Origin of the sequence: Acinetobacter sp. YH18001, from assembly GCF_013416975.1 — a bacterium.
Taxonomy (GTDB): Bacteria; Pseudomonadota; Gammaproteobacteria; order Pseudomonadales; family Moraxellaceae; genus Acinetobacter; species Acinetobacter pseudolwoffii.
This window is the reverse complement of sequence record NZ_VPEU01000030.1, coordinates 1-21,287: the sequence shown is the minus strand read 5'-3', so window position 1 is coordinate 21,287 and position 21,287 is coordinate 1. Positions and strand designations below refer to the sequence as shown.

The 21,287-nt window shown below is 46.2% G+C and carries 18 protein-coding genes; 7 read left to right on the top strand and 11 right to left on the bottom strand.

Annotated elements, in window-relative coordinates; genetic code table 11:
• Nucleotides 1-24 precede the first annotated feature (24 nt).
• The 3 genes from sfnG (at nt 25) to FTV48_RS10215 (ending at nt 3,474) form a co-directional block, all read left to right on the top strand.
• Nucleotides 25-1,137, top strand: a complete 1,113-nt coding sequence (gene sfnG, locus FTV48_RS10225) for a dimethylsulfone monooxygenase SfnG (protein ID WP_005173204.1) — start codon at nt 25-27, stop codon at nt 1,135-1,137.
• Nucleotides 1,138-1,317: 180 nt separating this feature from the next.
• A complete protein-coding gene (locus tag FTV48_RS10220; protein WP_100329499.1) occupies nt 1,318-1,938 on the top strand; it encodes a riboflavin synthase subunit alpha in 621 nt (206 codons plus the stop codon).
• Nucleotides 1,939-2,058: 120 nt separating this feature from the next.
• On the top strand, nt 2,059-3,474 hold the full coding sequence (locus FTV48_RS10215) for a deoxyribodipyrimidine photo-lyase (protein WP_100534522.1): 1,416 nt from the start codon (nt 2,059-2,061) through the stop codon (nt 3,472-3,474).
• A gap of 65 nt (nt 3,475-3,539) precedes the next feature.
• On the opposite strand, the gene FTV48_RS10210 is transcribed toward FTV48_RS10215, so the two are convergent.
• Together FTV48_RS10210 and acs are read right to left on the bottom strand one after the other, a co-directional pair.
• Nucleotides 3,540-4,721, bottom strand: a complete 1,182-nt coding sequence (locus FTV48_RS10210; protein WP_159138378.1) for an acyl-CoA dehydrogenase family protein — start codon at nt 4,719-4,721, stop codon at nt 3,540-3,542.
• Between the two features lie 138 nt (nt 4,722-4,859).
• Nucleotides 4,860-6,806 (bottom strand): acetate--CoA ligase, encoded by a 1,947-nt coding sequence (gene acs / locus FTV48_RS10205; RefSeq protein WP_074383876.1) that lies wholly within the window; start codon nt 6,804-6,806, stop codon nt 4,860-4,862.
• Nucleotides 6,807-7,079: 273 nt separating this feature from the next.
• Here acs and FTV48_RS10200 point away from each other — a divergent pair, with 273 nt between their 5' ends.
• Together FTV48_RS10200 and FTV48_RS10195 are read left to right on the top strand one after the other, a co-directional pair.
• Complete coding sequence (locus FTV48_RS10200) at nt 7,080-7,658, top strand: DUF805 domain-containing protein (protein ID WP_180000217.1); 579 nt, start codon at nt 7,080-7,082, stop codon at nt 7,656-7,658.
• A 107-nt stretch (nt 7,659-7,765) separates the two neighbouring features.
• Complete coding sequence (locus FTV48_RS10195; protein ID WP_180000215.1) at nt 7,766-8,746, top strand: mechanosensitive ion channel family protein; 981 nt, start codon at nt 7,766-7,768, stop codon at nt 8,744-8,746.
• Here the strand turns inward: FTV48_RS10195 and FTV48_RS10190 are convergent.
• The 5 genes from FTV48_RS10190 to prfB all read right to left on the bottom strand — a co-directional run bounded on the left by FTV48_RS10190 (nt 8,720) and on the right by prfB (nt 13,713).
• Nucleotides 8,720-9,433, bottom strand: coding sequence for a 16S rRNA (uracil(1498)-N(3))-methyltransferase (locus FTV48_RS10190; RefSeq protein ID WP_180000213.1), 714 nt, complete (start codon nt 9,431-9,433; stop codon nt 8,720-8,722). The genes FTV48_RS10195 and FTV48_RS10190 overlap by 27 nt on opposite strands.
• A 251-nt stretch (nt 9,434-9,684) precedes the next feature.
• Nucleotides 9,685-10,965, bottom strand: a complete 1,281-nt coding sequence (locus FTV48_RS10185) for a 3-deoxy-D-manno-octulosonic acid transferase (protein WP_180000211.1) — start codon at nt 10,963-10,965, stop codon at nt 9,685-9,687.
• 79 nt (nt 10,966-11,044) lie between these two features.
• A complete protein-coding gene (locus tag FTV48_RS10180) occupies nt 11,045-12,130 on the bottom strand; it encodes an alkene reductase (RefSeq protein WP_005173209.1) in 1,086 nt (361 codons plus the stop codon).
• Nucleotides 12,131-12,150: 20 nt separating this feature from the next.
• Entirely contained in the window at nt 12,151-12,450 is a 300-nt protein-coding gene (locus FTV48_RS10175) for a helix-turn-helix transcriptional regulator (protein WP_005173210.1), read from the bottom strand.
• A gap of 167 nt (nt 12,451-12,617) precedes the next feature.
• Nucleotides 12,618-13,713 (bottom strand): peptide chain release factor 2 gene (gene prfB / locus FTV48_RS10170; RefSeq protein WP_100329506.1). Its coding sequence is split into 2 segments (ribosomal slippage): nt 12,618-13,640 and nt 13,642-13,713, totalling 1,095 coding nucleotides; the frame shifts between segments, so codons are not numbered across the junction.
• A 504-nt stretch (nt 13,714-14,217) separates the two neighbouring features.
• On the opposite strand from prfB, the gene FTV48_RS10165 reads away from it, so the two are divergent.
• Nucleotides 14,218-15,003 carry a putative porin gene (locus FTV48_RS10165; protein ID WP_005173213.1) on the top strand — a complete coding sequence of 262 codons (786 nt, stop codon included), beginning with the start codon at nt 14,218-14,220 and terminating at the stop codon, nt 15,001-15,003.
• 178 nt (nt 15,004-15,181) lie between these two features.
• On the top strand, nt 15,182-15,934 hold the full coding sequence (locus FTV48_RS10160) for a putative porin (RefSeq protein WP_005173215.1): 753 nt from the start codon (nt 15,182-15,184) through the stop codon (nt 15,932-15,934).
• A 51-nt stretch (nt 15,935-15,985) separates the two neighbouring features.
• Here FTV48_RS10160 and recJ read toward each other — a convergent pair whose 3' ends face one another.
• The 4 genes from recJ to guaB all read right to left on the bottom strand — a co-directional run bounded on the left by recJ (nt 15,986) and on the right by guaB (nt 21,280).
• Nucleotides 15,986-17,686, bottom strand: coding sequence for a single-stranded-DNA-specific exonuclease RecJ (gene recJ / locus FTV48_RS10155; protein ID WP_180000209.1), 1,701 nt, complete (start codon nt 17,684-17,686; stop codon nt 15,986-15,988).
• Nucleotides 17,687-17,688: 2 nt separating this feature from the next.
• Nucleotides 17,689-18,345: a pyridoxamine 5'-phosphate oxidase gene (gene pdxH, locus FTV48_RS10150; protein ID WP_180000207.1), complete on the bottom strand. Its 657-nt coding sequence runs from the start codon at nt 18,343-18,345 to the stop codon at nt 17,689-17,691.
• A gap of 14 nt (nt 18,346-18,359) precedes the next feature.
• Nucleotides 18,360-19,691 (bottom strand): phosphoglucosamine mutase, encoded by a 1,332-nt coding sequence (gene glmM / locus FTV48_RS10145; protein ID WP_180000205.1) that lies wholly within the window; start codon nt 19,689-19,691, stop codon nt 18,360-18,362.
• Between the two features lie 122 nt (nt 19,692-19,813).
• A complete protein-coding gene (gene guaB / locus FTV48_RS10140; RefSeq protein ID WP_180000222.1) occupies nt 19,814-21,280 on the bottom strand; it encodes an IMP dehydrogenase in 1,467 nt (488 codons plus the stop codon).
• Nucleotides 21,281-21,287 lie beyond the last annotated feature (7 nt).

The window sequence follows — 21,287 nt, the reverse complement described above, 5'->3', positions numbered from 1 at the left end:
GATTTTCACTTCGAGGGTTGAAATATGTCACAACAGCAAATACAGCAAGACATCAAATTTGCATATTGGGTTCCGAATGTCAGTGGCGGTTTTGTCGTCAGTACCATCGAACAGCGTACCGACTGGAGCTATGAATATAACGTGCGTCTGGCACAAGCAGCAGAAAAAAGCGGTTTTGAATATGGCCTGACCCAGATTCGTTTTGCGTCAAGCTATGGTGCAGAAAACCAGCATGAATCTGTCAGCTTCAGTCATGCCTTGCTCGCACAAACCAGCAAGATCAAGTTAATTGCAGCAATTTTACCCGGGCCGTGGAAACCTGCGCTTGCGGCAAAACAATTGGCCAGCATTAACCAGCTCAGCAATGGCCGGATTGCGATTAACGTGGTCAGTGGCTGGTTCCGTGGCGAATTTGATGCGATTGGCGAAGCATGGCCAGAGCATGACCAGCGTTATGCCCGTTCAGAAGAGTTTATTCGCAGTTTGCGCGGAATCTGGAATACGGATCACTTTAATTTTGATGGCAAGTTCTATCAATTTAAAGACTATACCTTACGCCCACAACCGCTCCCGGATAAACCGGTCGAGATTTTTCAGGGTGGCAGTTCACGTGCGGCGCGTGATATGGCTTCACGTGTTTCAGACTGGTATTTCACCAATGGCAACACGCCTGAAGAGCTGAAAAAACAGATTGATGATATTCGCGAAAAAGCCCAAGCCAATAATCACACTGTGAAAATTGGGGTCAATGCCTTTATCATCGCACGTGATACTGAAGAACAAGCCAAAGCGGTTTTACAGGAAATTATTGATAAGGCCAATATCAAAGCAGTGAAAAATTTTGCTGAAGCGACACGTGAAGCCGGTGCCTCGACAACTGAAGGCGAAGGCAACTGGGCAAAATCAAGTTTTGAAGATTTAGTCCAGTATAACGACGGTTTCAAGACCAATTTAATTGGCACACCGCAACAAATTGCTGAACGTATTGTGCTGTTAAAAAATATTGGAGTCGATCTGGTGCTTTCCGGTTTCTTGCACTGTGTTGAAGAAGTTGAATATTTTGGAGAAAAGGTGTTGCCATTGGTGCGTGAGCTAGAAGCACAACAACAGCAGGTTGTGCAGGCTAAATCCGCTTAAATCTAAGTGGTGCTTATGCCCAAATATTATAATAATGACGGCACATTGCAAATTTTCCCCTCAAGGCTCGGCTTGAGGGATTTTTTATCCGGACAGAAACCAAGCAGTCCAGTAAAGCGCTAGCCGGATTTAGCTTTCCTGCCTACAATGGGATGCAATTGCAAGAATAGACGTTTAACTATGTATACCGGTATTGTCCAAGGCCTGGAACAGGTCATCGAGATTCGCAAAGGCGATGGTTTTATTACCCTGTTGGTCAGTGATCAGCACGGCTTTTTTGCAGATGTGTTTATTGGCGCCAGTGTGGCAGTAAATGGTGTCTGTCTCACGGTGACCACGATTGACCGGGCGCAGAAACAGATTCATTTTGATATTTCCAATGTCACCTTGGCGCTTACCACCTTGAAAGCCTTAAAAATTGGTGATGAAGTGAATATTGAACGCTCTGCCAAAGTCGGTGCAGAAAACGGTGGACATAATCTGTATGGCCATATTGAAGGCAGGGCTAAGGTCATCCAGATTGAAGCTCGCGGTGAAACCCTGCATATCGATTTACAGATTCCAGAGGGTAATATCAAGTACTTCTTCCTAAAAGGCTTTATTGGGCTAAATGGCTGCAGCCTGACCGTGAACCGTGTCGATCGTGCCCACAGTGAAATTTCGATTGACCTGATTCCAGAAACCTTGCGTCTGACCACCTGGAAGCACATCCAGGTGGGCGATACAGTGAATTATGAAATTGACCAGATGACCCGTACTTTGGTGGATACTCTGGAAAATATTTATCAAGCCAAAGCTTAATGGTATAAAGAGACTGGTACGTGCAAAAATCAGTCTCCTATCATATTAATATTTTAATACTATTCCATCGGTAGCAGATTGCCTAAAATGCAGGCTAACTCCCTGATTTAAGAAAGTACCATGCATCTGATCTGGTTTCGCCAAGACCTTCGAATTCAAGACCATGCCGCTTTGTGGCATGCCACTCAACAAGGCCCCTGTGTGGCTTTGGTGGTGCTTTCTCCTGAGCAATGGCAGTTACATCAAGATGCGCCGATCAAAATCGATTTTTATCTGCGACGGCTACAGGTTTTCAAACAGCAACTAGAACAACTGAATATTCCTTTAATTGTGCGAGAAGTCGGCTTGTGGCGTAATCTTGCTGATGAGATGTTAGCACTCTGCCAAAACTTGCAGATTGATAGTGTGCATGCACATATTGAAGTTGGGGTCAATGAACTACAGCGTGATTTCAAGGTTCAGCAACGACTAGAACAGCAGCAGATTCGGGTCGAGCTGTATCATGATCGCACCCTCTTTCCATTGGCGAGTATCCGCAATCAGTCCAATCAACCCTATCAAGTCTATAGTGCCTTTAAGAAAAAATGCTATGAGCGGCTGATTCTCGATGTGCCTTCTGCTTATCCTGTGATTGCGTCTCAGGACTTGCTCGAATTGCCTGCAGAGCTGACACATTTTGATCTGGAAAAGTTTGCGGGTCGCTATTCAATAGAAAATTCTGAAAAACTTTGGCCCGTAGATGAAACTCATGCCCTACAGATGCTGGATGATTTTATCGAAGACCGCTTAAGCAGCTATCAAACAGATCGTGATATTCCAGCGCTTAATGGCACCAGTCAACTCTCGCCTTATTTAAATATCGGCATTCTCTCGATCCGCCAGTGCATTCAGGCGCTGTTTAAACAACATCATGGCTATTTCCAGATCGATGATCTCGGTCAACAAACCTGGCTGGATGAACTGCTGTGGCGTGAGTTTTATCAGCATACCCTGTTCGATTTTCCCCGCGTTTCCAGACATCGCCCGTTTAAAGAAAATACCGATAAAATCCAGTGGCGGCATGCACCTGAAGATTTGGCAGCCTGGCAACAGGGCCAAACCGGGATCCCGATTGTAGATGCCGGGATGCGGCAGCTACTGGCCACCGGCTGGATGCATAATCGGGTGCGCATGATTACCGCAATGTTCCTGTGCAAAAACCTGCTGATCGATTGGCGTTTGGGAGAAAGCTGGTTCATGCAGCAGCTGATTGATGGTGATCTGGCAGCCAATAATGGCGGATGGCAATGGTGTGCTTCGACGGGTATGGATGCGGTGCCTTATTTCCGGATTTTCAATCCGGTCAGCCAGTCACAGAAGTTCGACCCGAATGGGGATTATATCCGTCAGTGGGTGCCTGAACTGGCGCATCTAGATGCCAAAAGCATTCATGAACCCTACGCCAAAAACCCTGACCGTGAACTGGACTATCCAAAACCGCTTGTGGATTTAAAATCTTCCCGTGTCCGGGCAATCGAGGCTTTTAAGCAGCTTTAAAAAAGACCCGTCATCTTAAAAATATTAAAACAGCTTCTCATATAGAGGCTGTTTTAATATTCAAATCAGGAATAAAAACTTGGATCAGGCACTTTTCCGGTCAGCACCCATTCCCCCACTTCCTGATATTTATAATCCACCGGATCATGCAAGGTTTGAGTCCGAACATTACGCCAGAACCGGTCCAGATTCAATTGCACAGTCGTTGCCCGTGCGCCCATGACCTGAAAAATATTCTGGGTAATATATAAAGAGCTATTGGTCGCGGCAATTTTGGCGGTGGCAATCGCAATCGAGACGTCACCACGCTGCTCGGCAGTCAGATCAGGGCCGATATTCCAAGCTTTCTGCAAGGTCTGAATGGCTTGATCTGCCAATAAACGCACGCTTTCCAGCTGCACATAAAACTCGGCAAAATGCTTTTGGGTAAAAGGATCATTCACTGCATGTTCAGCCAAGGATTTTGACCAGGCTTTTTGGGTTTGTACGGTCTGTTTGGCAACTTCAAAAGCCCCTTCGGCGACACCGAGAAACATATGCACAAATATCAGCTGCGCAATCAATGGACGTAAACTGGAATACGGCGTACTCAGTGGCCCCGGATTGAGCAGCAATTCATCCCGGTGAATGTTGACCTGTTCAAAATGACTGGTGCCGCTGTCAGTCTGGCGCTGACCCATATTGTTCCAGTCGCCTAGAAAGCTCACACCCTGTCGCTGGGTAGGAATCACGCCAATCAGCAATTTTCCTGCTTCGTTATAACCTGAACACAGCAACATATCCGAATCGATCGAACCAGAACAAAAGCTTTTATCACCATGGAAAATATATTCATGCTCTGAGACTTGAGTTGCCGTGGTACGACGATCCAGCGGATTGAGAGTATTGCCCCAGAACAAATTATTTTGCGCAGTCTGTGCAAACCATTTGCCATATTGCTCGGGTTGGGAAAATAGCTGTACGGTGGCAATCAATAAATGATGAAATCCATAAACATGCGCCAGAGAGCTATCGACCTGCGCCAGGGTCTGAATGGTTTTAAAAATTGTCCGCCAGTCTGCACCCTGTCCACCATAGGCAACAGGAATAGACAAGCCGAGCAGACCACTGTTACGGATCAGGTCTCGTTCATGCTTGGGATTACCGCCCTGCTTGTCTCGCACTGCGGCAGTTTGGGCAAATTGTTCTGCCAGTTTCTGGGCAATATCGACAGGAGATTGATCTAAATATGGTGATCGTACATTCATTATTTTAACTCATGTTCAGCATGTGGGCAGCTTAGCAGATCAAGACGTTGCGCTATATTCGAAAGCATGCAGAGCTTATTCCTGATCTAAAAATACCGGCTGCGTGCAGCCGGTATTTTGCTTGTGGACTTTAGCTATTTAACGAGGATTGGCTTGTACTTCTGCAATCAGATGATCCACCACTTGCGGTTCAGCCAATGTCGAGGTATCGCCCAGGCTATCCAGCTCATTGGCTGCAATCTTTCTCAAGATCCGGCGCATGATTTTCCCTGAACGGGTTTTGGGCAAAGCGGGTGCCCAGTACAGTGCATCAGGTGTCGCCACTGGCCCCAAAATCTTGCGCACCCAGCTCACCAGTTCAGCACGCAATTCATCTGAACTGGTCACGTCGGCCTGTAAGGTGACAAAGGCACAAATTCCCTGCCCTTTAATGTCATGCGGCATACCCACCACAGCAGCCTCAGCCACTGCTTCATGGGCCACCAACGCACTTTCAACTTCAGCTGTGCCTAAACGGTGTCCGGACACATTCAGCACATCATCGACCCGGCCAGTAATCCAGTAATAACCGTCTTTATCGCGACGCGCGCCATCTCCGGTAAAATAAGTACCCGGATAAGTCGAGAAATAGGCTTCGATAAAACGTTCCGGATCACCCCAGATGGTTCGCATCTGGCCCGGCCAGGAATCTTTAATCACCAGATTGCCTTCAGCTTCGCCTTCCAGCTCCTTACCATCCGCATCGACAATCGCAGGTTGTACCCCAAAGAAAGGCCGTGTTGCAGAACCCGGTTTCAAATCAGTCGCGCCTGGCAATGGCGTAATCATAAAACCGCCGGTTTCCGTCTGCCACCAGGTATCAATGACGGGACAGCGACTTTCACCGACCACGGTGTAATACCAGTTCCAGGCTTCTGGATTAATCGGCTCACCCACCGAACCTAGAATTCTCAGGCTGCTGCGGTCACTTTCCCGCACAAAGGCATCACCTTCACGCATCATGGCGCGGATGGCTGTCGGTGCGGTATAGAGAATGGTGACGTTATGCTTATCGACAATGTGTCCGGTACGCGCCCAGCTCGGATACTGTGGAACACCCTCGAACATAAGAGTCGTGGTGCCATTCGACAATGGGCCATACAGCACATAGGAATGTCCGGTAATCCAGCCGACATCTGCGGTACACCAAAAGATATCATCCTGTTTGATGTCAAACACTTCGCGGAAACTGCAATTCACATAAGTCAGATAGCCGCCCGTGGTATGCATCACGCCCTTGGGCTTGCCGGTCGAACCCGAGGTATACAGGATAAATAGCGGATCTTCGGCATTCATCGGTTCCGGTGGGCAAATGTCATTCACCGACATGATTTCCATGTGATACCACAGGTCGCGCCCCTCTTGCATTTCAATCGGGTTGCCGGTGCGATGCACCACTATTACATTTTGAATGGAGTCTGTACCAGCCAGTTTCAGGGCTTCATCAACATTGGCTTTCAGCGGAATCGGTTTCCCGCCGCGCATACCGGAATCGGCCGTAATCACCATTTTGGCCTGACAGTCTTCAATCCGGCTGGCCAGAGAATCCGGTGAAAACCCACCAAATACCACGCAATGCACCGCCCCGATGCGCGCGCAGGCCAGCATGGCAATCGCGGCTTCAGAGACCATGGGCATGTACAGCATCACCCGGTCGCCTTTAGCAATGCCATTTTTTTTCAGCACATTGGCGAAACGGCAGGTTTCGTCATGCAACTCGGCAAAAGAAATAATCTTGTGCCGTGAAGGATGATCTCCTTCCCAGATAATGGCCGGCTTATAGGGATGTTCTTTCAGATGACGGTCCAGACAGTTGGCGCTGACATTGAGCTGACCATCAGCAAACCATTCAATTTTAAAATTGTCGGGATCGAAACTGGTATTTTTGACTTGGGTAAAAGGCTTGATCCAGTCCAGACGTTGTGCCTGTTCTGTCCAGAATGCTTCTGGCTGCTCGATGGAATGTTGATAACGTTCGAAATACTGGTCTTCAAGCGTACGTGCTGTTTTTTTAAAATCTTCGGGTACTGGATAGATCTCTTGCATATTTCACTTCCTTGATTTTGTTCTATCTCATCACGAGAGGTTAATGCTGTGTTGTTGATTGTTTTTTATGCATAATGGCAGTATGGCCTGCTTATTTCGAATCCGGCAATCATGCTTTCGTCGTAGATTATTTATTCAAATTCAAACAAAATAAAGCACAACTTACAGTACAGAATATTCTGCATAACTGTGTATGATCTGTAGCAATGCCCTTTAAAAAATAGAATTTAGCTCTCGCTCTTATTTCATTTTGTTCAGTTCAGGATCATATTTATGAAATCGCCAGAATCTCCCTATTTCACCCCTCCCGCTTTAGTGGCAACGGATCATCCCTTGTCGATAAAAGGCCGTTTCGGGCGTCTGAGTTTTATTGCGTGGTCAGCATTTCTACATTTCATCTTCCTGTTTAGCAGTATTGCGCTGGGCTTAAGTATTGATATTGTGAATATTGCAGTCCATTCAATGGATTCTAACTGGCTGCTTTCACTACAAGGCTTGGCCGGTATCGGCATGCTGATCATGATTCTGGTCTATGCCTATTTCGCTTTAGTGGTGACCGTTCGCCGTTTGCATGACATGAACCGCAGTGGCTGGTGGGCGCTGCTGCTGTTGCTGCCCTTGGTGAACATTTTTGTATGGCTTTATATCGTTTTTGGTTCGGGAGATCGCGGCATAAATGACTACGGTCCTGCGCGGATGACCCTGCTCTGGGAAAAGATGCTGGCCTGGCTGATGATTGTCCTGATACTACTGAGCCTATTTGGGTCGCTGGCTTTATTGGGTTATATGAGCGGTGGAGAACAGCCACATATCCCGCCTGAGATCATGCAAAAAACCACACAATATTTTTAACAGCCGTCTGCTTATTTTTAGGAAATATCCATTCCTGGCGGATAGCGCTTCTTAATTTTTTGCTCAACATCAGGCAAAATAGGCAAAATTTAAATGATGGAATTTTTGTGGCAGAGCAAAATAATACCTTAAGCCAGGTCACTGAGGGCACCACGGAGTTGTTGCATCAGGCAACTGAAAAAACCACCCAGACCGTGATTGAACATACTGCCAAGTACAACGATGCCTATAGCACCATTGACAAGATCATGGAAGGTTTCTGGGAGCGTGTGCCTTATTTCTGTATTGCGCTGGTGGTCATTGTCATCTTCTGGCTATTGTCAAAACTGTTTAAGTTTTTTGTGCGCAAAACTTTAGAGAACCGCTCTTATACCCGCCAGAATCTGGTATTGGTCCTGAACCGTGTCGGCAGTACCTTTATTATTTTCTTTGGTGTTTTGATTGGACTGGTCATTGCCGTGCCTGGCTTTACCCCGGGTCAGCTCATGAGTGCCCTCGGGATTGGTTCAGTCGCCATTGGTTTTGCCTTCAAGGATATTTTCCAGAACCTGCTTTCTGGTGTGCTGATTTTACTCGGTGAACCATTCAAGATTGGCGATGATATTATCGTCAATGGCATGGAAGGTACAGTCGAAGATATCCAGATTCGTGCGACCTTTTTGCGTTCACCGGATGGCCGCCGTATCGTGATTCCCAATGCCACGGTCTATACCAGTGCCGTGACGGTAAACACGGCCTATACCCGCCGTCGCTGTGAGTTTGTAGTGGGCATTGGCTATGAAGATGATATCCAGAAAGCCAAAGACCTGATTACCGCCATTTTAGATAAAGACCCGACCATCCTCAGTCAGCCGGGCTTTAGTGTCAATGTCACGGCGCTGGCTGATTTTTCCATTACCTTAAAAGCGCTCTGGTGGGTCGATACCACTGAGACAGGCACAGGAACCTCAATCAGTGCGGTGCAGGAACGCGTGATTCAGGCATTTGCCGAACATCATATTTCAATTCCTTATCCGGTACAGGAAGTCAAAGTCTATCGCGGCGAAGGCAATGAAGATGCCTCAGCTCGTGCTAAACAGTCGACCTAGAACATAGGGAATCACGGTTTCAGTGCGGAGAATACGGTTGCCCAGACTCACAGCCTGGCAGCCGTTTTTAACCAGTAAATCTACTTCATAAGGAATGAATCCACCTTCCGGGCCGATGATCATCGTACAAGGATGCGGAATCGCAAAAGGCATAGATTGTTCGGCATAAGGATGTGCCACATAAGCGGGTCGGTCAGCCGTAATCAAACCCGGCAAAATATCTTCAACAAAAGGCTTAAAACGTTTATACAGCTCGATTTTCGGAGCTATTGTATCCCCGGCCTGTTCCAGTCCCAGCTCGATATAATGATTTAACTGCTGTAAAAATGGGGTTTGCCAGTAGCTTTTATCGACGCGGTAGCTATGCAGTAAAATGATTTTTTCCACGCCCAAAGTGACACTGTCCATGATCAGACGGCGCAGCACTTTCGGCCGTGGCAAGGCCACAATTAAAGTTACGGGTAATTTTTTTGGAACAGTATCCTCTTGAAGCGGTTTTAGTCGCACTGCCTTTTCAGAAATCTCGACAATCTCGGTGAGATAGCGCTGACCTTCCAGCACTCCCACTTTTAAGGTATCTCCAACCTGAATCTGCACATGCTGCTGTAAATGTTCCAGTTGACGTTTCGCTGAAATCGTCCAGAGATCCGATTGTGTTTGTCGATGGTCAAGCAGGACAATATTCATAGAAGATTTTATACCGAAGAACTGTTGAATGACCTCTATCCGCTAGAGGGTGGCGACATGGATGTCGCGCGTATCTCTGAGGGAGAAGCACATTCCTTCAGGGATACAAAAGATTTTTGCTACTTTTCATCTTTGAAAAGTAGGCTAGATAAGCCAGCTTAGAAATATTGAAAAAACTTCAATCCACACAGCCTAACGACGGCATCCCTGCCGTCTTGGTAAATCCAATATCTGTTACTTATCAATATAAATTAAAGATACCGATCAATCACCTGAATATGCTTGGCAAGCGATCCCGTATTTAACTGCATAATTCTCTGCGCTGCTGTATTTAAACGTTGTGCCTTGATTTGATCTTGCAAAAGTTCCAGCAATACCTCTGCCGCCTGCTGCGCATCCTGCACAACTTCTACTGCATCTGCTTGAACGAATTCATCGACGATGGTCTGAAAATTAAAATAGTTTTTGCCTAAAACAGTCGGTACATTCAAAGCAATCGGCTCCAGAATATTATGCCCGCCACCCGGCTCATTCAGCGAGCCACCGACATAACAGGCCTGACTCAAAGCATACCAGAGCCACATTTCCCCCATCGAGTCCGCCAGATAAACCTGGGTATCTGCTTCAATGTTCTGGGCCAAACTACGGCGCTGAGTTATTAAATTTAAACTCTGTGCAGCCTGAAACACCTCATCAAAACGTTCCGGATGACGGGGTACGACGATACATAAAAGTTTTGGGTTGCTATCTAAAGCCGATTTTAAAGCGCTTAGAATGTCTTTTTCTTCAGGCGCATGGGTACTGGCCAGTATCATAATTTTGCGACCTGCCAGTTGCCATGCTTGCTTCAAGTTTGCAGCATGTTCTACAAAACTTTGTGGTGCAGTAATATCAAATTTGATATTGCCCAAAACCTGGGTTTTTTCGGCGGTGATTCCCAACTCGATATAACGCTGCTGGGTGGCAGTATCCTGTGCCAAAAGCTGACTTAACTGCTGTAGCATGCTCCGGGTCAGACCTTTAACCCTGGCATAGCCCTTGGCCGACTTTTCCGAAAGACGCGCATTTAACAAAATCGTGGCTACATCAAACTCTGATGCCTGATCCAGCAGATTCGGCCAAAGCTCGGTTTCCATCAGCAATAACAGTTTTGGCTGATACTGCTGATAAAAATCACGGATCAGTACTTTCTGATCAGCAGGTAAATAGACCGCTTGAAATAAATCCAGATAAGGTGCTTTTAAAAAAAGTGATTTGGCCCGTGCCTGACCGGTTTTGGTGGTATTGGTGACCAGTACCGGATGACCCGATTTTAAATAATGTTCGATGAGAGGCTGGGCAGCATTGGTCTCACCGACCGAGACCACATGAAACCAGATGGCATGCAGATTTTTGGGCGGCTGAAATGGGCCGAAACGTTCTGTCAGTTCTTGTTGTAATTGTTCAGGATCGGTCGCACGTTTACGAATACGCGATTGATATAAGGGTTTAATCAGAGCTAACGCTGCGTTATACCAAAATGGAGTAGCCAAATGCGCCTCGAAACAGATTCAATCGACAAAATATAACAGAGCCACATCGACATGTTAATCGATGTGGCTCATTTTTAGATTATTCTACAGTAGTTAAAGCGTCTGCTTCAGCCAATGTCGGATAATCAATATAGCCTTCTGCGACATTGGTTCCGATCATATTTTCCAGCTTCAGTTCATTCAGCGGTGCATCTTCGAGCAGACGCTCGTATAAATCCGGATTGGCAATATAAGCCTTACCAAAAGCTACCGCATCTGCTTTGCCTGAAGCCAGCAATTCAATCGCATCGTCACGACTTAAACGCATATTGGCCATATACGGCACGCCGTTTGAACGCTGTTTCATATACTCCGAGATACTGTCTTCCGCCAGATATTCACGGGTAAAGAAGAACGCGATCTGGCGCTTGCCCAACTGTTCCATCACATAACCAAAGGTTTCACGTGGATCATTGTCGCCCATATCGTGTTCATCGCCACGCGGTGCCAAATGAATTCCGACACGGCCTGCACCCCAGACATCAATCAGTGCATCCATGACTTCCAGCAGGAAACGGGCACGGTTTTCGACTGAACCACCGTATTCATCTTCACGCTGGTTGGTCTTGGTTTGCAGGAACTGGTCAATCAGATAACCATTGGCGGCATGCAGTTCAACTCCATCAAAACCGGCAGCTTTGGCGCAAATTGCCGCCTGTTTATATTGTTCGGTAATCGCATGAATTTCAGAAATTTCCAGCGCGCGCGGCAACACATAAGGACGTTTTGGACGTAATAAACTGACATGACCGGCCTGTTGTACACTGCTCGCCGATACTGGCGTTTCACCATTTAACAGTTCTGGATCAGACACACGACCCACATGCCACAGCTGCGCCACAATCAGGCCACCTTGGTCATGTACCGCTTGAGTCACCTGCTGCCAGCCTGCTACCTGCGCATCAGTAAAGAGACCAGGAGTATTACGGTAACCATTGGCTTCTTCAGAAATCACCGTGGCTTCAGAAATGATTAAACCGGCACTTGCACGTTGTGCATAATATTCGGCCATCATTGGCGTTGGTACGCGGTCGTCAGTTGCACGACTACGCGTAAGCGGCGCCATGATGACACGGTTTTTAAGTTCTAACGCGCCAAGCGTTAAAGGAGAATTTAATTCAGCCATCGGTACTCCCACCTGTTGGATTAAAGGTGTTGTTGCATATAGTCGATATATTGCTGAATCAAAGCTTCATTACGCGAGAAATAAGACCATTGTCCATGCTTGGTCGCGGTGATTAAACCGGCCTGCTGCAAGACAGACAAATGATTGGACATGGTGGACTGAGAGACTTGTCCTAACTTTTCAATCTGCCCTGCACAGACCCCACGTTGAAAGCCGCCACACTCTTCCACAGACAGATATTGTTCTGGCGATTTCAACCATTCCAGAATCTGCCGGCGTATCGGATTGGCTAAGGCTTTAAAAATTAGATCAAGATCCATAGGTACATCACAATCTGTGGCGTAACAAAACTTGTTTCAGCATCTAAACCGATTATATCGCATTTTATCGATTTATATATCGATAAATTTAGATATAAGAGTCACAGTCTGTACTAACTTGGTTACGCCAGCTATTTAAACGATTTCTTACAAGCTTAAACGATTTCTTACAAGCCCTGTTTCAAGCTTGCTTCGATAAATTTATCCAGATCGCCATCCAGAACCGCGCCGGTATTGGAACTTTCGACACTGGTACGTAAGTCTTTAATACGTGAATCATCCAGAACGTATGAACGAATCTGGCTTCCCCAGCCGATATCAGACTTGGTATCTTCCAGCGCTTTTGCAGCATCATTACGAATTTGCATTTCACGTTCATAAAGTTTGGCGCGTAACTGCTTCCAGGCATGGTCGCGGTTGGCATGCTGTGAACGCTGGTTCTGACAGGCCACTACAATCCCGGTCGGTGCATGCGTTAAACGAACCGCAGAATCCGTTTTGTTAATATGCTGACCACCGGCACCCGATGCACGATAGGTATCGGTACGCACATCTGCCGGATTAATTTCGATCTCAATATTGTCATCGACTTCAGGCGAAACAAACACAGCCGAGAATGAGGTATGACGACGGTTGCCCGAGTCAAATGGCGATTTACGCACTAAACGGTGCACCCCAGATTCTGTACGTAACCAGCCATAGGCATATTCACCGTCTACACGAATCGTCGCTGATTTAAGCCCTGCGACATCGCCGTCCGATTCTTCCATGATTTCTGCTTTAAAGCCATGGCGTTCAATCCAGCGCAGGTACATCCGCATGAGCATGGATGCCCAGTCCTGCGCTTCAGTACCACCCGAACCGGCCTGAATTTCTAAATAACAAGGATTAGGATCCATCGGATTGTTGAACATACGACGGAATTCAAGTTTAGCCAGTTCTTCTTCAGCTGTAGTCAGTTCAGCCTGTACATCTTCCAGTAAGCCTTCATCATCCGCTTCCACTGCCAGATCAAGCAAGGCCTGCGCATCTTCAAGCTGTGTGGTCAAACCATCCAGCACATTTAATACGTTCTCAAGTTCGCCTTTTTCTTTGGCCATGGCCTGGGCACGACTCTGGTCATTCCAGATGGTGGGATCTTCTAATTCACGCAGGACTTCTTCTAAACGCTCTTTTTTCAGATCGTAGTCAAAGATACCCCCGTAGTGTTTGACCACGTTCGTTTAAGTCTTTTAATTGGTTTAGATACGGATTAATTTCCACGTGAATTACTCTCAATCAAAATTAGGCACAAATTATTTAGCCCCATATTATAGCACAGTCTATTTCTGCTATTTCAGTGTGATGGATCCAGTCCAAAGCTCGAATGTCATCCCAATTTAGAGTTATGTTTTCGTCAGGAATTTTTTGACAATTGAATCGGTTATTAAATGTCGTTTTGATCTGAAGCTTGATCGGATTTCGCATCTCGCATTCATTATCAAAATATACTTTTTCATTTGATTTTATCGTCTAAAAACACCTACCAAATTGAATAAAAAATCAGCAAATTCAATACATTCCACAATATCTACACAGTTTTAATAAAACACTACATTATAAATTTAATTCTATTATTCAGTTACTTATTTAGAAAAGATTACATAAGATTACGCTATTCACATTGCTGTAACTTTCCTTTGATTGACGATCTTTGAAATTGCTCTAGACTGAAAGTTGTAACAAAAAGTGTAATGTTTTTAACTAAAGATTTGAGGGGTAGTAACCATGAAAAAATTAGCGATTGCTTCGGCACTACTTTCAGCAATAGCAATGACAGGTACAGCAGCACATGCTTACCAGGCAGAAATTGGTGCATCAGCAGGAGTAATTGACCCGGATTTCGGCGGAACTAGCGGTTCTTTCGGTGTCGATGGTAAATATTACTTCAATCCAGTTCAAACACGTAATTCACCATTAGCAGAGGCAGCGTTCCTTGATCGTGCCAGCAATGTAAGCGCTCAATATCAATATGATGAAATCGGTAATGATGACCGTCATCGTTACGGCGTAGGCGCTGAATATTTTGTACCAAATTCAGACTTCTACCTAAGTGGTAATGTTGGTCGTGATGATGTTAAACGCGACGTTGGCCCTAACTCTGATCAAACCGTTTATGGTGCTGAAATCGGTTACCTTCCAGCACCGGGCCTATTAATTGCTGCCGGTTTAAAAGGTTATGATAATGACTATGATGACGGCGTAGATCCAACATTACGTGCTAAATATGTGACTACACTTAGTAATGGTAAAGATATCAACCTGGAAGCTGGCGCAGGCTTTGGTGATCTAGATGAATACAATCTGGCAGCAGACTACTTTATCGATAAGACACTCAGTGTTGGTGTAGATTACGCAAGTAAAGATCTTGGCCCTACAGATACCAATGAGTTCGGGATCAGTGCTCGTAAATTCATTAACCAGCAAGTGAGCCTGGAAGGTCGAGTTGGTTTTGGTGAAGTAGGCAACAATGATTACAACAAATTTGGTGTAGCAGCGAAATACCGCTTCTAATCTAAAACCACAGATTAGCCATTTATAAAAAAACCCATCCTCGGATGGGTTTTTTTATTGCACTTTTAACCAGCATTTAGGTATTTTTTGCACATTGACTGGGCGAATATAAACTGTACAATTTGTTACAACTGTTAATAATACAGTCATATTTTTATAACAAAGAGAGAAAATCTAAATGTTTAAGAAACTTGCTCTTGCTACAGCACTTCTTGCTAGCCTAGGAACTGCACATGCTTACCAAGCTGAAATCGGGGGCACGATTGCTCTTGTAGATCCAGATAATGGGGATACTTCTACTGGTTTTGCGATTGATGGAACTTATTATTTCAATCCAGTGCAAGTAAAGAACTCGCCTTTGAATGAAGCAGCTTTTTTAAACCGTGCCAGTAATATTAATGCAGCGGTTTCTTATATTGATTACGATGTATCTGATGTCACAACATTCGATGTAGGTGTTGAATATTTTGTTCCAAATTCAGATTTTTACGTAAGTGGCTCAATTGGGCAATCATCTATTGATACACCAATTGGCGATTCTGACACTACATTTTATAGCGCAGAGTTAGGCTATTTACCTGTACCTGGTTTATTAGTTGCTGTTGGTCTTTTAGGTTATGACAATGATGCAGGTGATGATGTCGATCCAACTTTACGTGCAAAATATGTAAGCCAAGTTGGTGCTTACGATATGAACTTTGAAGGTGGAGCCAGCTTCGGTGATCTAGATGCGTATAACCTAGGTGCAGATTTATACCTCGACAAAACTTTTAGTGTCGGTCTTGGGTTCTCTGATTCTGACCTAGAAAATAGTGATGTATTTACTATTCGTGCCAAGAAATTCTTTAATCAGCAAGTTAGCCTAGAAGGTTCTATTGATTTTGCTGATGCAGGTAATGTTTTCGGCGTACGTGGTGCATACCGCTTCTAATCATTCCGATTAAAAGTCAAAAAACCGCTCACTCGAGCGGTTTTTTATGGCCTATTGTTCCAAATGGATAATCCGCATTTGCAAGCTGACATTGCCATTAAAGACATTTTTATCCAGCTCATAGACCAAACGCGTATCTTTCATCGGGTCAAAGTCATATTTATCCGCTGCATTGAAGGCGATCGCATCCACGACCTGACCATTTTCCAACGCTACGCGTAATTTAAGATGCACATCTTTAAGCCAGCGATAGTCCATAATTTTGAACACACCATCAAAAATCGGTTGGGGAAATTTTTGCCCCCATGGACTTAAATTCTGTAATAAATCGACTGTTTCAATGTGAAAAGCAGAACTTGGCAATTTTCCATCTGTCCATAAAGTCGCGGTGAATAAATCCTCATCCATCGCAGCAATCAGTGCCTCAAAAACCTGCTTAAACTCAGCAAAATTTTCTTTTTTCAGGGTTAAACCTGCTGCTGCTGCATGTCCACCAAAATGGCTAACTAAATGTGGATATTGCTCCGCTACTTGTTCAATCGCATCACGGATATGAATACCTTCGATGGAACGCGCCGAGCCTTTGATATGAATCCTATCCTGATCCGCAGCAAAAACGATACTCGGACGATGAAACTGCTCTTTCAAACGCCCTGCGACAATGCCAATCACCCCCTGATGCCAATGCTGTTCAAACATGATCAGCGCAGCAGGCAGTTCAGCTTCATCCCATTGAATTTTATCTAGCTCAAGCAAGGCTTCCTGCTTGATTTTACCTTCGACCTGACGGCGTTCGACATTCAGCTGATTCAACTGTTCAGCCAGAGGATAGGCCGTTGCCAGATCAGCAGCCAGCAGACATTCGATGCCGATATCCATGGTTTCCATGCGTCCAGCCGCATTAATCCGTGGGCCTAGCACAAAACCGAGGTCCTGAGCTTTCAAACCGGCAGGATCACGTTTGGCAATATCCAGAAGTGCACTGATTCCCGCACGGCACTGCCCTTGCTGAATCCGTTTTAAACCGGCATCAACCAGAATCCGGTTGTTATAGTCCAGACTCGCGACATCAGCATAAGTCCCGAGTGCCACCAGATCAAGATAGTTAATAATTGCAGTAGTCGATTTTCCAAGTTTCTTGCGATGTGTGGACAGATTTGCCAACACATAAAAAGCCACGCCTACCCCGGCCAGTGCCTTGCTTGGAAATTCACAACCCAGTTGATTGGGATTAACCACAGCTTCCGCTTGCGGTGTCGGCTTGGTGGTCAGATGGTGATCGGTAATGATCACCTGCATGCCATGATCCTGCGCCTGTTTCACCCCTTCATGACTGGAAATACCATTATCCACGGTAATCAGCAAATCCGGCGTAAAACTGACAAAGGCCAGGTCTGCAATTGCAGGTGTCAGTCCATACCCATATTTAAAACGGTCTGGTACCAGATAGTCGACCTTTGCCCCCATATCGCGTAAAGCCAGCACCATGAGTGCGGTACTGGTCGCACCATCGGCATCATAATCGCCAACAATCACGATTTTCTGGCCACGATCAATCGCCTGATCCATCAGTTGAATGGCTTCAAACAATCCTTTCATGGTCGGTGCCAGCAAATGCTTAAGCTTGAGTTCCAGCTCCTGCTCGGACTCCACTCCACGACGGGCCAGAATCTCGGCCACAAATGCCGGAACACCCTGTAAATTTTCAGGAGATGTCAGCAAGGGCCGTTGTTTGATTTCCAGTTTTTGCATGGTTATGGCATTAAGCGCTCTAAAGTCCAGCCCGTACCGGTTTTGCGATAACTGAGACGGTCATGTAAACGGTTCGGACGGCCTTGCCAGAATTCATAATAATCCGGCTCAAGACGATAACCGCCCCAGAAGACCGGCTTGTCTAGCTGTTGCTGATTCGCAACCTGATTATGTAAATCCCAGAAACGTTGCTGTAATTCTTCACGACCAGCAATTACCCCACTTTGCGGTGTGCTGATATGCGCAGCAATCTGGCTATCGCGTGGACGTTTATGATAATAATCAGTTGACTCTTCTTCCGATATTTTCATCACTCGACCAGACACACGAATCTGACGTTCCTGATCCTGCCAGTAGAACAACAGTTCGGCATACGGATTTTCAGCCAGATCCAGACCTTTCTGGCTGTCATAGTTGGTATAAAAATCATAGCCTGCTTCAGTCGCTCCACGCAGCAATACCGTACGCACATGCGGACGGCCTTGAGCATTGGCTGTAGCTAACGACATGGCATAGGGTTCGTGTAATTTTGCTTCCAGCGCGTGGTTAAACCATTGCAAGAACTGCAGATGCGGATTCGGATGCACTTGCTGTTCTTGTAGCTCGCCTTTTTCATAATTCAGGCGCAGCTCACTCAGATCCTTGATCAGATCACTCATTCTCTATATTCCCCTTAAGCAGCATTGGCACGTACAGCATCTGCCAGGCTATGTGCAAGTGTAGTGACTTCGGCCAGATCATCGCCTTCAACCATCACGCGAATGACCGGTTCAGTGCCTGATTTACGAATCAACAAGCGGCCACGCCCTTTAAGCTGCTGTTCGGCTTTTTCAAATTCAGCGGCCAAGGCCGGTACTGAATAAGGATCAAACATGGCATCTAAACGCACATTGACCAGGACATTTGGCAACAGTTGAAAATCAGCCACCAGCTCATGCAGGGCTTTCTTCTGTTCAACCATGACTGTCAGCACTTGCAAGGCGGCAATAATGGCATCGCCGGTGGTGCTCTTGTCCAAGGTCAGAATATGCCCAGAAGGCTCGCCACCAATCGTCCAGCCGTTTTCTTCCAGACCTTGCAACACATAACGGTCGCCGACTTTGGCACGTAATAATGGCACTTGAGCTTTTTCCAGTGCCAGTTCCAGTGCCATATTGCTCATTAAGGTACCGACGATACCTGCCGGCTTTTTCGAGCTTTGCGTGGCAAGAATATACAGAATATGGTCGCCATCAATCAGCTTTCCAGACTTATCCACCAGAACTACACGGTCGGCATCGCCATCAAAAGCAACACCTAAGTCGGCCTGATGCTGGATCACGGCTTGTTGCAAGCTTTCAGGATGAGTCGAACCACAGTCTTTATTGATATTTAACCCGGTCGGTTCATTATGAATGGCAATCACACGTGCGCCCAGCTCACGGAACACAGCAGGCCCGACGTTATAGGCGGCACCATTGGCACAATCCACCACAATGGTGAGTTCATTCAAGTCCAGATGATAGGGGAAAGTCGATTTACAGAATTCAATATAGCGACCATTGGCATCTTTGACCCGGATACTTTTACCCAGGCTCGCGGTATCTTCAATGATGAAATCTTGTTCGAGTTCCTGATTGATTTCTTCTTGCAAGGCATCCGGTAATTTCTTGCCTTCCGCCGAGAAAAACTTAATACCGTTATCGAAATACGGATTATGCGAAGCAGAAATTACAATTCCCAGGCTGGCATGCAAGGCGCGGGTCAAATGGGCAATCGCCGGTGTTGGTAATGGGCCTAAAAGATGAACATAGACGCCAGCCGCATTTAAACCTGCCTGCAAGGCGGCTTCCAGAATATAGCCAGACAAACGGGTATCTTTACCCAAAACCACCAAGGGCTTGGCTTTTTTACTATGACGCTTTAAAACCTTACCGGCTGCAAACCCCAATTTCAGGGCAAACTCAGGGGTAATCGGCAATTCGCCAAACTTTCCACGAATACCGTCAGTACCAAAATAACTCATCTTTATCTCACTTCTTAGCGGATGATTGATCTCACCCATTTTTTCCCTGTGCCACACTTTACACCAAAATAAAAAAGCCGTCATTTGCATGACGGCTTTTAAAAATTTTAAATCACAGGAGATTAACCCACGCGATAGTTGGGTGCTTCTTTGGTAATGGTCACATCATGCACATGTGATTCCGACATACCGGCAGAAGTGATTTTCACAAACTTGGCATTTTGACGCAGGTCTTCAATCATCGCAGAACCGGTATAACCCATCGAAGAACGTAGGCCGCCCATCATCTGATGCACGATATTGCCCATTGGACCTTTGTACGGTACGCGACCTTCAATGCCTTCAGGAACCAGTTTCTCGGCACCGGCTTTAGAGTCCTGGAAGTAACGGTCAGCCGAACCGGTTGCACCCGCCATGGCACCCAACGAACCCATACCGCGGTAGGCTTTGTAGTAACGGCCCTGGAAGAATTCAACCTCGCCCGGTGCTTCTTCAGTACCGGCCATCAATGAACCGACCATAATGGTACTTGCACCCGCACCAATCGCTTTGGCCATATCGCCAGAGAAACGGATACCACCATCCGCGATCAAAGGAATCTGATCTTTCAGCGCATTGGCCACAGAATCGATTGCAGAAATTTGCGGCATACCAATACCGGCCACAATACGTGTGGTACAGATTGAACCCGGACCAATCCCGACTTTAACCGCATCCGCACCTGCATCAAGTAAGGCCAATGCAGCATCACCAGTTGCGATGTTACCGCCAATCACCTGAACTTGTGGATAGTTGGCTTTCACCCAACGTACGCGCTCGATCACACCCGCAGAATGACCATGTGCTGTATCGACAACAATCGCATCGACTCCAGCTTCAACCAGTGCTTCAACACGGCTTGGGGTTTCTGCACCGGTACCGACTGCAGCACCGACACGTAGACGACCTAAATCATCTTTACAGCTGTTTGGATAAAGTTCAGCTTTACGGAAATCTGTCACCGTAATCAAGCCTTTCAGCTCTTGCTGATCATTCACCACCAATACTTTTTCAATACGGTGCTGCTGTAATAAGGCTTGGATATTTTCTTTCGATTCGCCTTCGCGAACTGTTACCAGACGATCCTGACCAGTCATGATGTTGCTGACTGGCTGCTCAAGATTGGTTTCAAAGCGTGTATCGCGACCGGTGACAATACCGACCACTTTGCCATCTTTCACCACTGGTACACCACTGATATTGTTGGCTTGAGTCAAAGCAATCAATTCACGTACTGTGGTTTCAGGAGTAACTGTAATCGGGTCTTTGACCATACCCGCTTCGAATTTTTTCACACGGCGCACTTCTGCAGCCTGAACAGCGATATCCATGTTCTTGTGCAAAATACCGATACCACCGTTTTGCGCCATTGCAATTGCCATACGGGACTCAGTCACCGTATCCATCGCTGCAGACACAAGAGGAATATTCAGGTTAATGCCACGGGTCAGGCGTGTCTTTAGAGAGACATCTTTTGGGAGAACAGTAGAATAGGCAGGGAGTAATAGGACATCATCGAAGGTTAACGCGTCTTGAACGATGGTCAACATAACAGTC

What these genes read in the sequence shown, in the direction of transcription:
- FTV48_RS10190 (WP_180000213.1), bottom strand. Translation starts at nt 9,433, where the DNA reads ATGAATATTGTCCTGCTTGACCATCGACAAACACAATCGGATCTCTGG.
- FTV48_RS10180 (WP_005173209.1), bottom strand. Translation starts at nt 12,130, where the DNA reads ATGGCTGAATTAAATTCTCCTTTAACGCTTGGCGCGTTAGAACTTAAA.
- FTV48_RS10175 (WP_005173210.1), bottom strand. Translation starts at nt 12,450, where the DNA reads ATGGATCTTGATCTAATTTTTAAAGCCTTAGCCAATCCGATACGCCGG.
- recJ (WP_180000209.1), bottom strand. Translation starts at nt 17,686, where the DNA reads ATGCAAAAACTGGAAATCAAACAACGGCCCTTGCTGACATCTCCTGAA.
- FTV48_RS10160 (WP_005173215.1), top strand. Translation starts at nt 15,182, where the DNA reads ATGTTTAAGAAACTTGCTCTTGCTACAGCACTTCTTGCTAGCCTAGGA.
- pdxH (WP_180000207.1), bottom strand. Translation starts at nt 18,345, where the DNA reads ATGAGTGATCTGATCAAGGATCTGAGTGAGCTGCGCCTGAATTATGAA.
- FTV48_RS10200 (WP_180000217.1), top strand. Translation starts at nt 7,080, where the DNA reads ATGAAATCGCCAGAATCTCCCTATTTCACCCCTCCCGCTTTAGTGGCA.
- FTV48_RS10165 (WP_005173213.1), top strand. Translation starts at nt 14,218, where the DNA reads ATGAAAAAATTAGCGATTGCTTCGGCACTACTTTCAGCAATAGCAATG.
- FTV48_RS10215 (WP_100534522.1), top strand. Translation starts at nt 2,059, where the DNA reads ATGCATCTGATCTGGTTTCGCCAAGACCTTCGAATTCAAGACCATGCC.
- guaB (WP_180000222.1), bottom strand. Translation starts at nt 21,280, where the DNA reads ATGTTGACCATCGTTCAAGACGCGTTAACCTTCGATGATGTCCTATTA.
- acs (WP_074383876.1), bottom strand. Translation starts at nt 6,806, where the DNA reads ATGCAAGAGATCTATCCAGTACCCGAAGATTTTAAAAAAACAGCACGT.
- sfnG (WP_005173204.1), top strand. Translation starts at nt 25, where the DNA reads ATGTCACAACAGCAAATACAGCAAGACATCAAATTTGCATATTGGGTT.
- FTV48_RS10220 (WP_100329499.1), top strand. Translation starts at nt 1,318, where the DNA reads ATGTATACCGGTATTGTCCAAGGCCTGGAACAGGTCATCGAGATTCGC.
- glmM (WP_180000205.1), bottom strand. Translation starts at nt 19,691, where the DNA reads ATGAGTTATTTTGGTACTGACGGTATTCGTGGAAAGTTTGGCGAATTG.
- FTV48_RS10210 (WP_159138378.1), bottom strand. Translation starts at nt 4,721, where the DNA reads ATGAATGTACGATCACCATATTTAGATCAATCTCCTGTCGATATTGCC.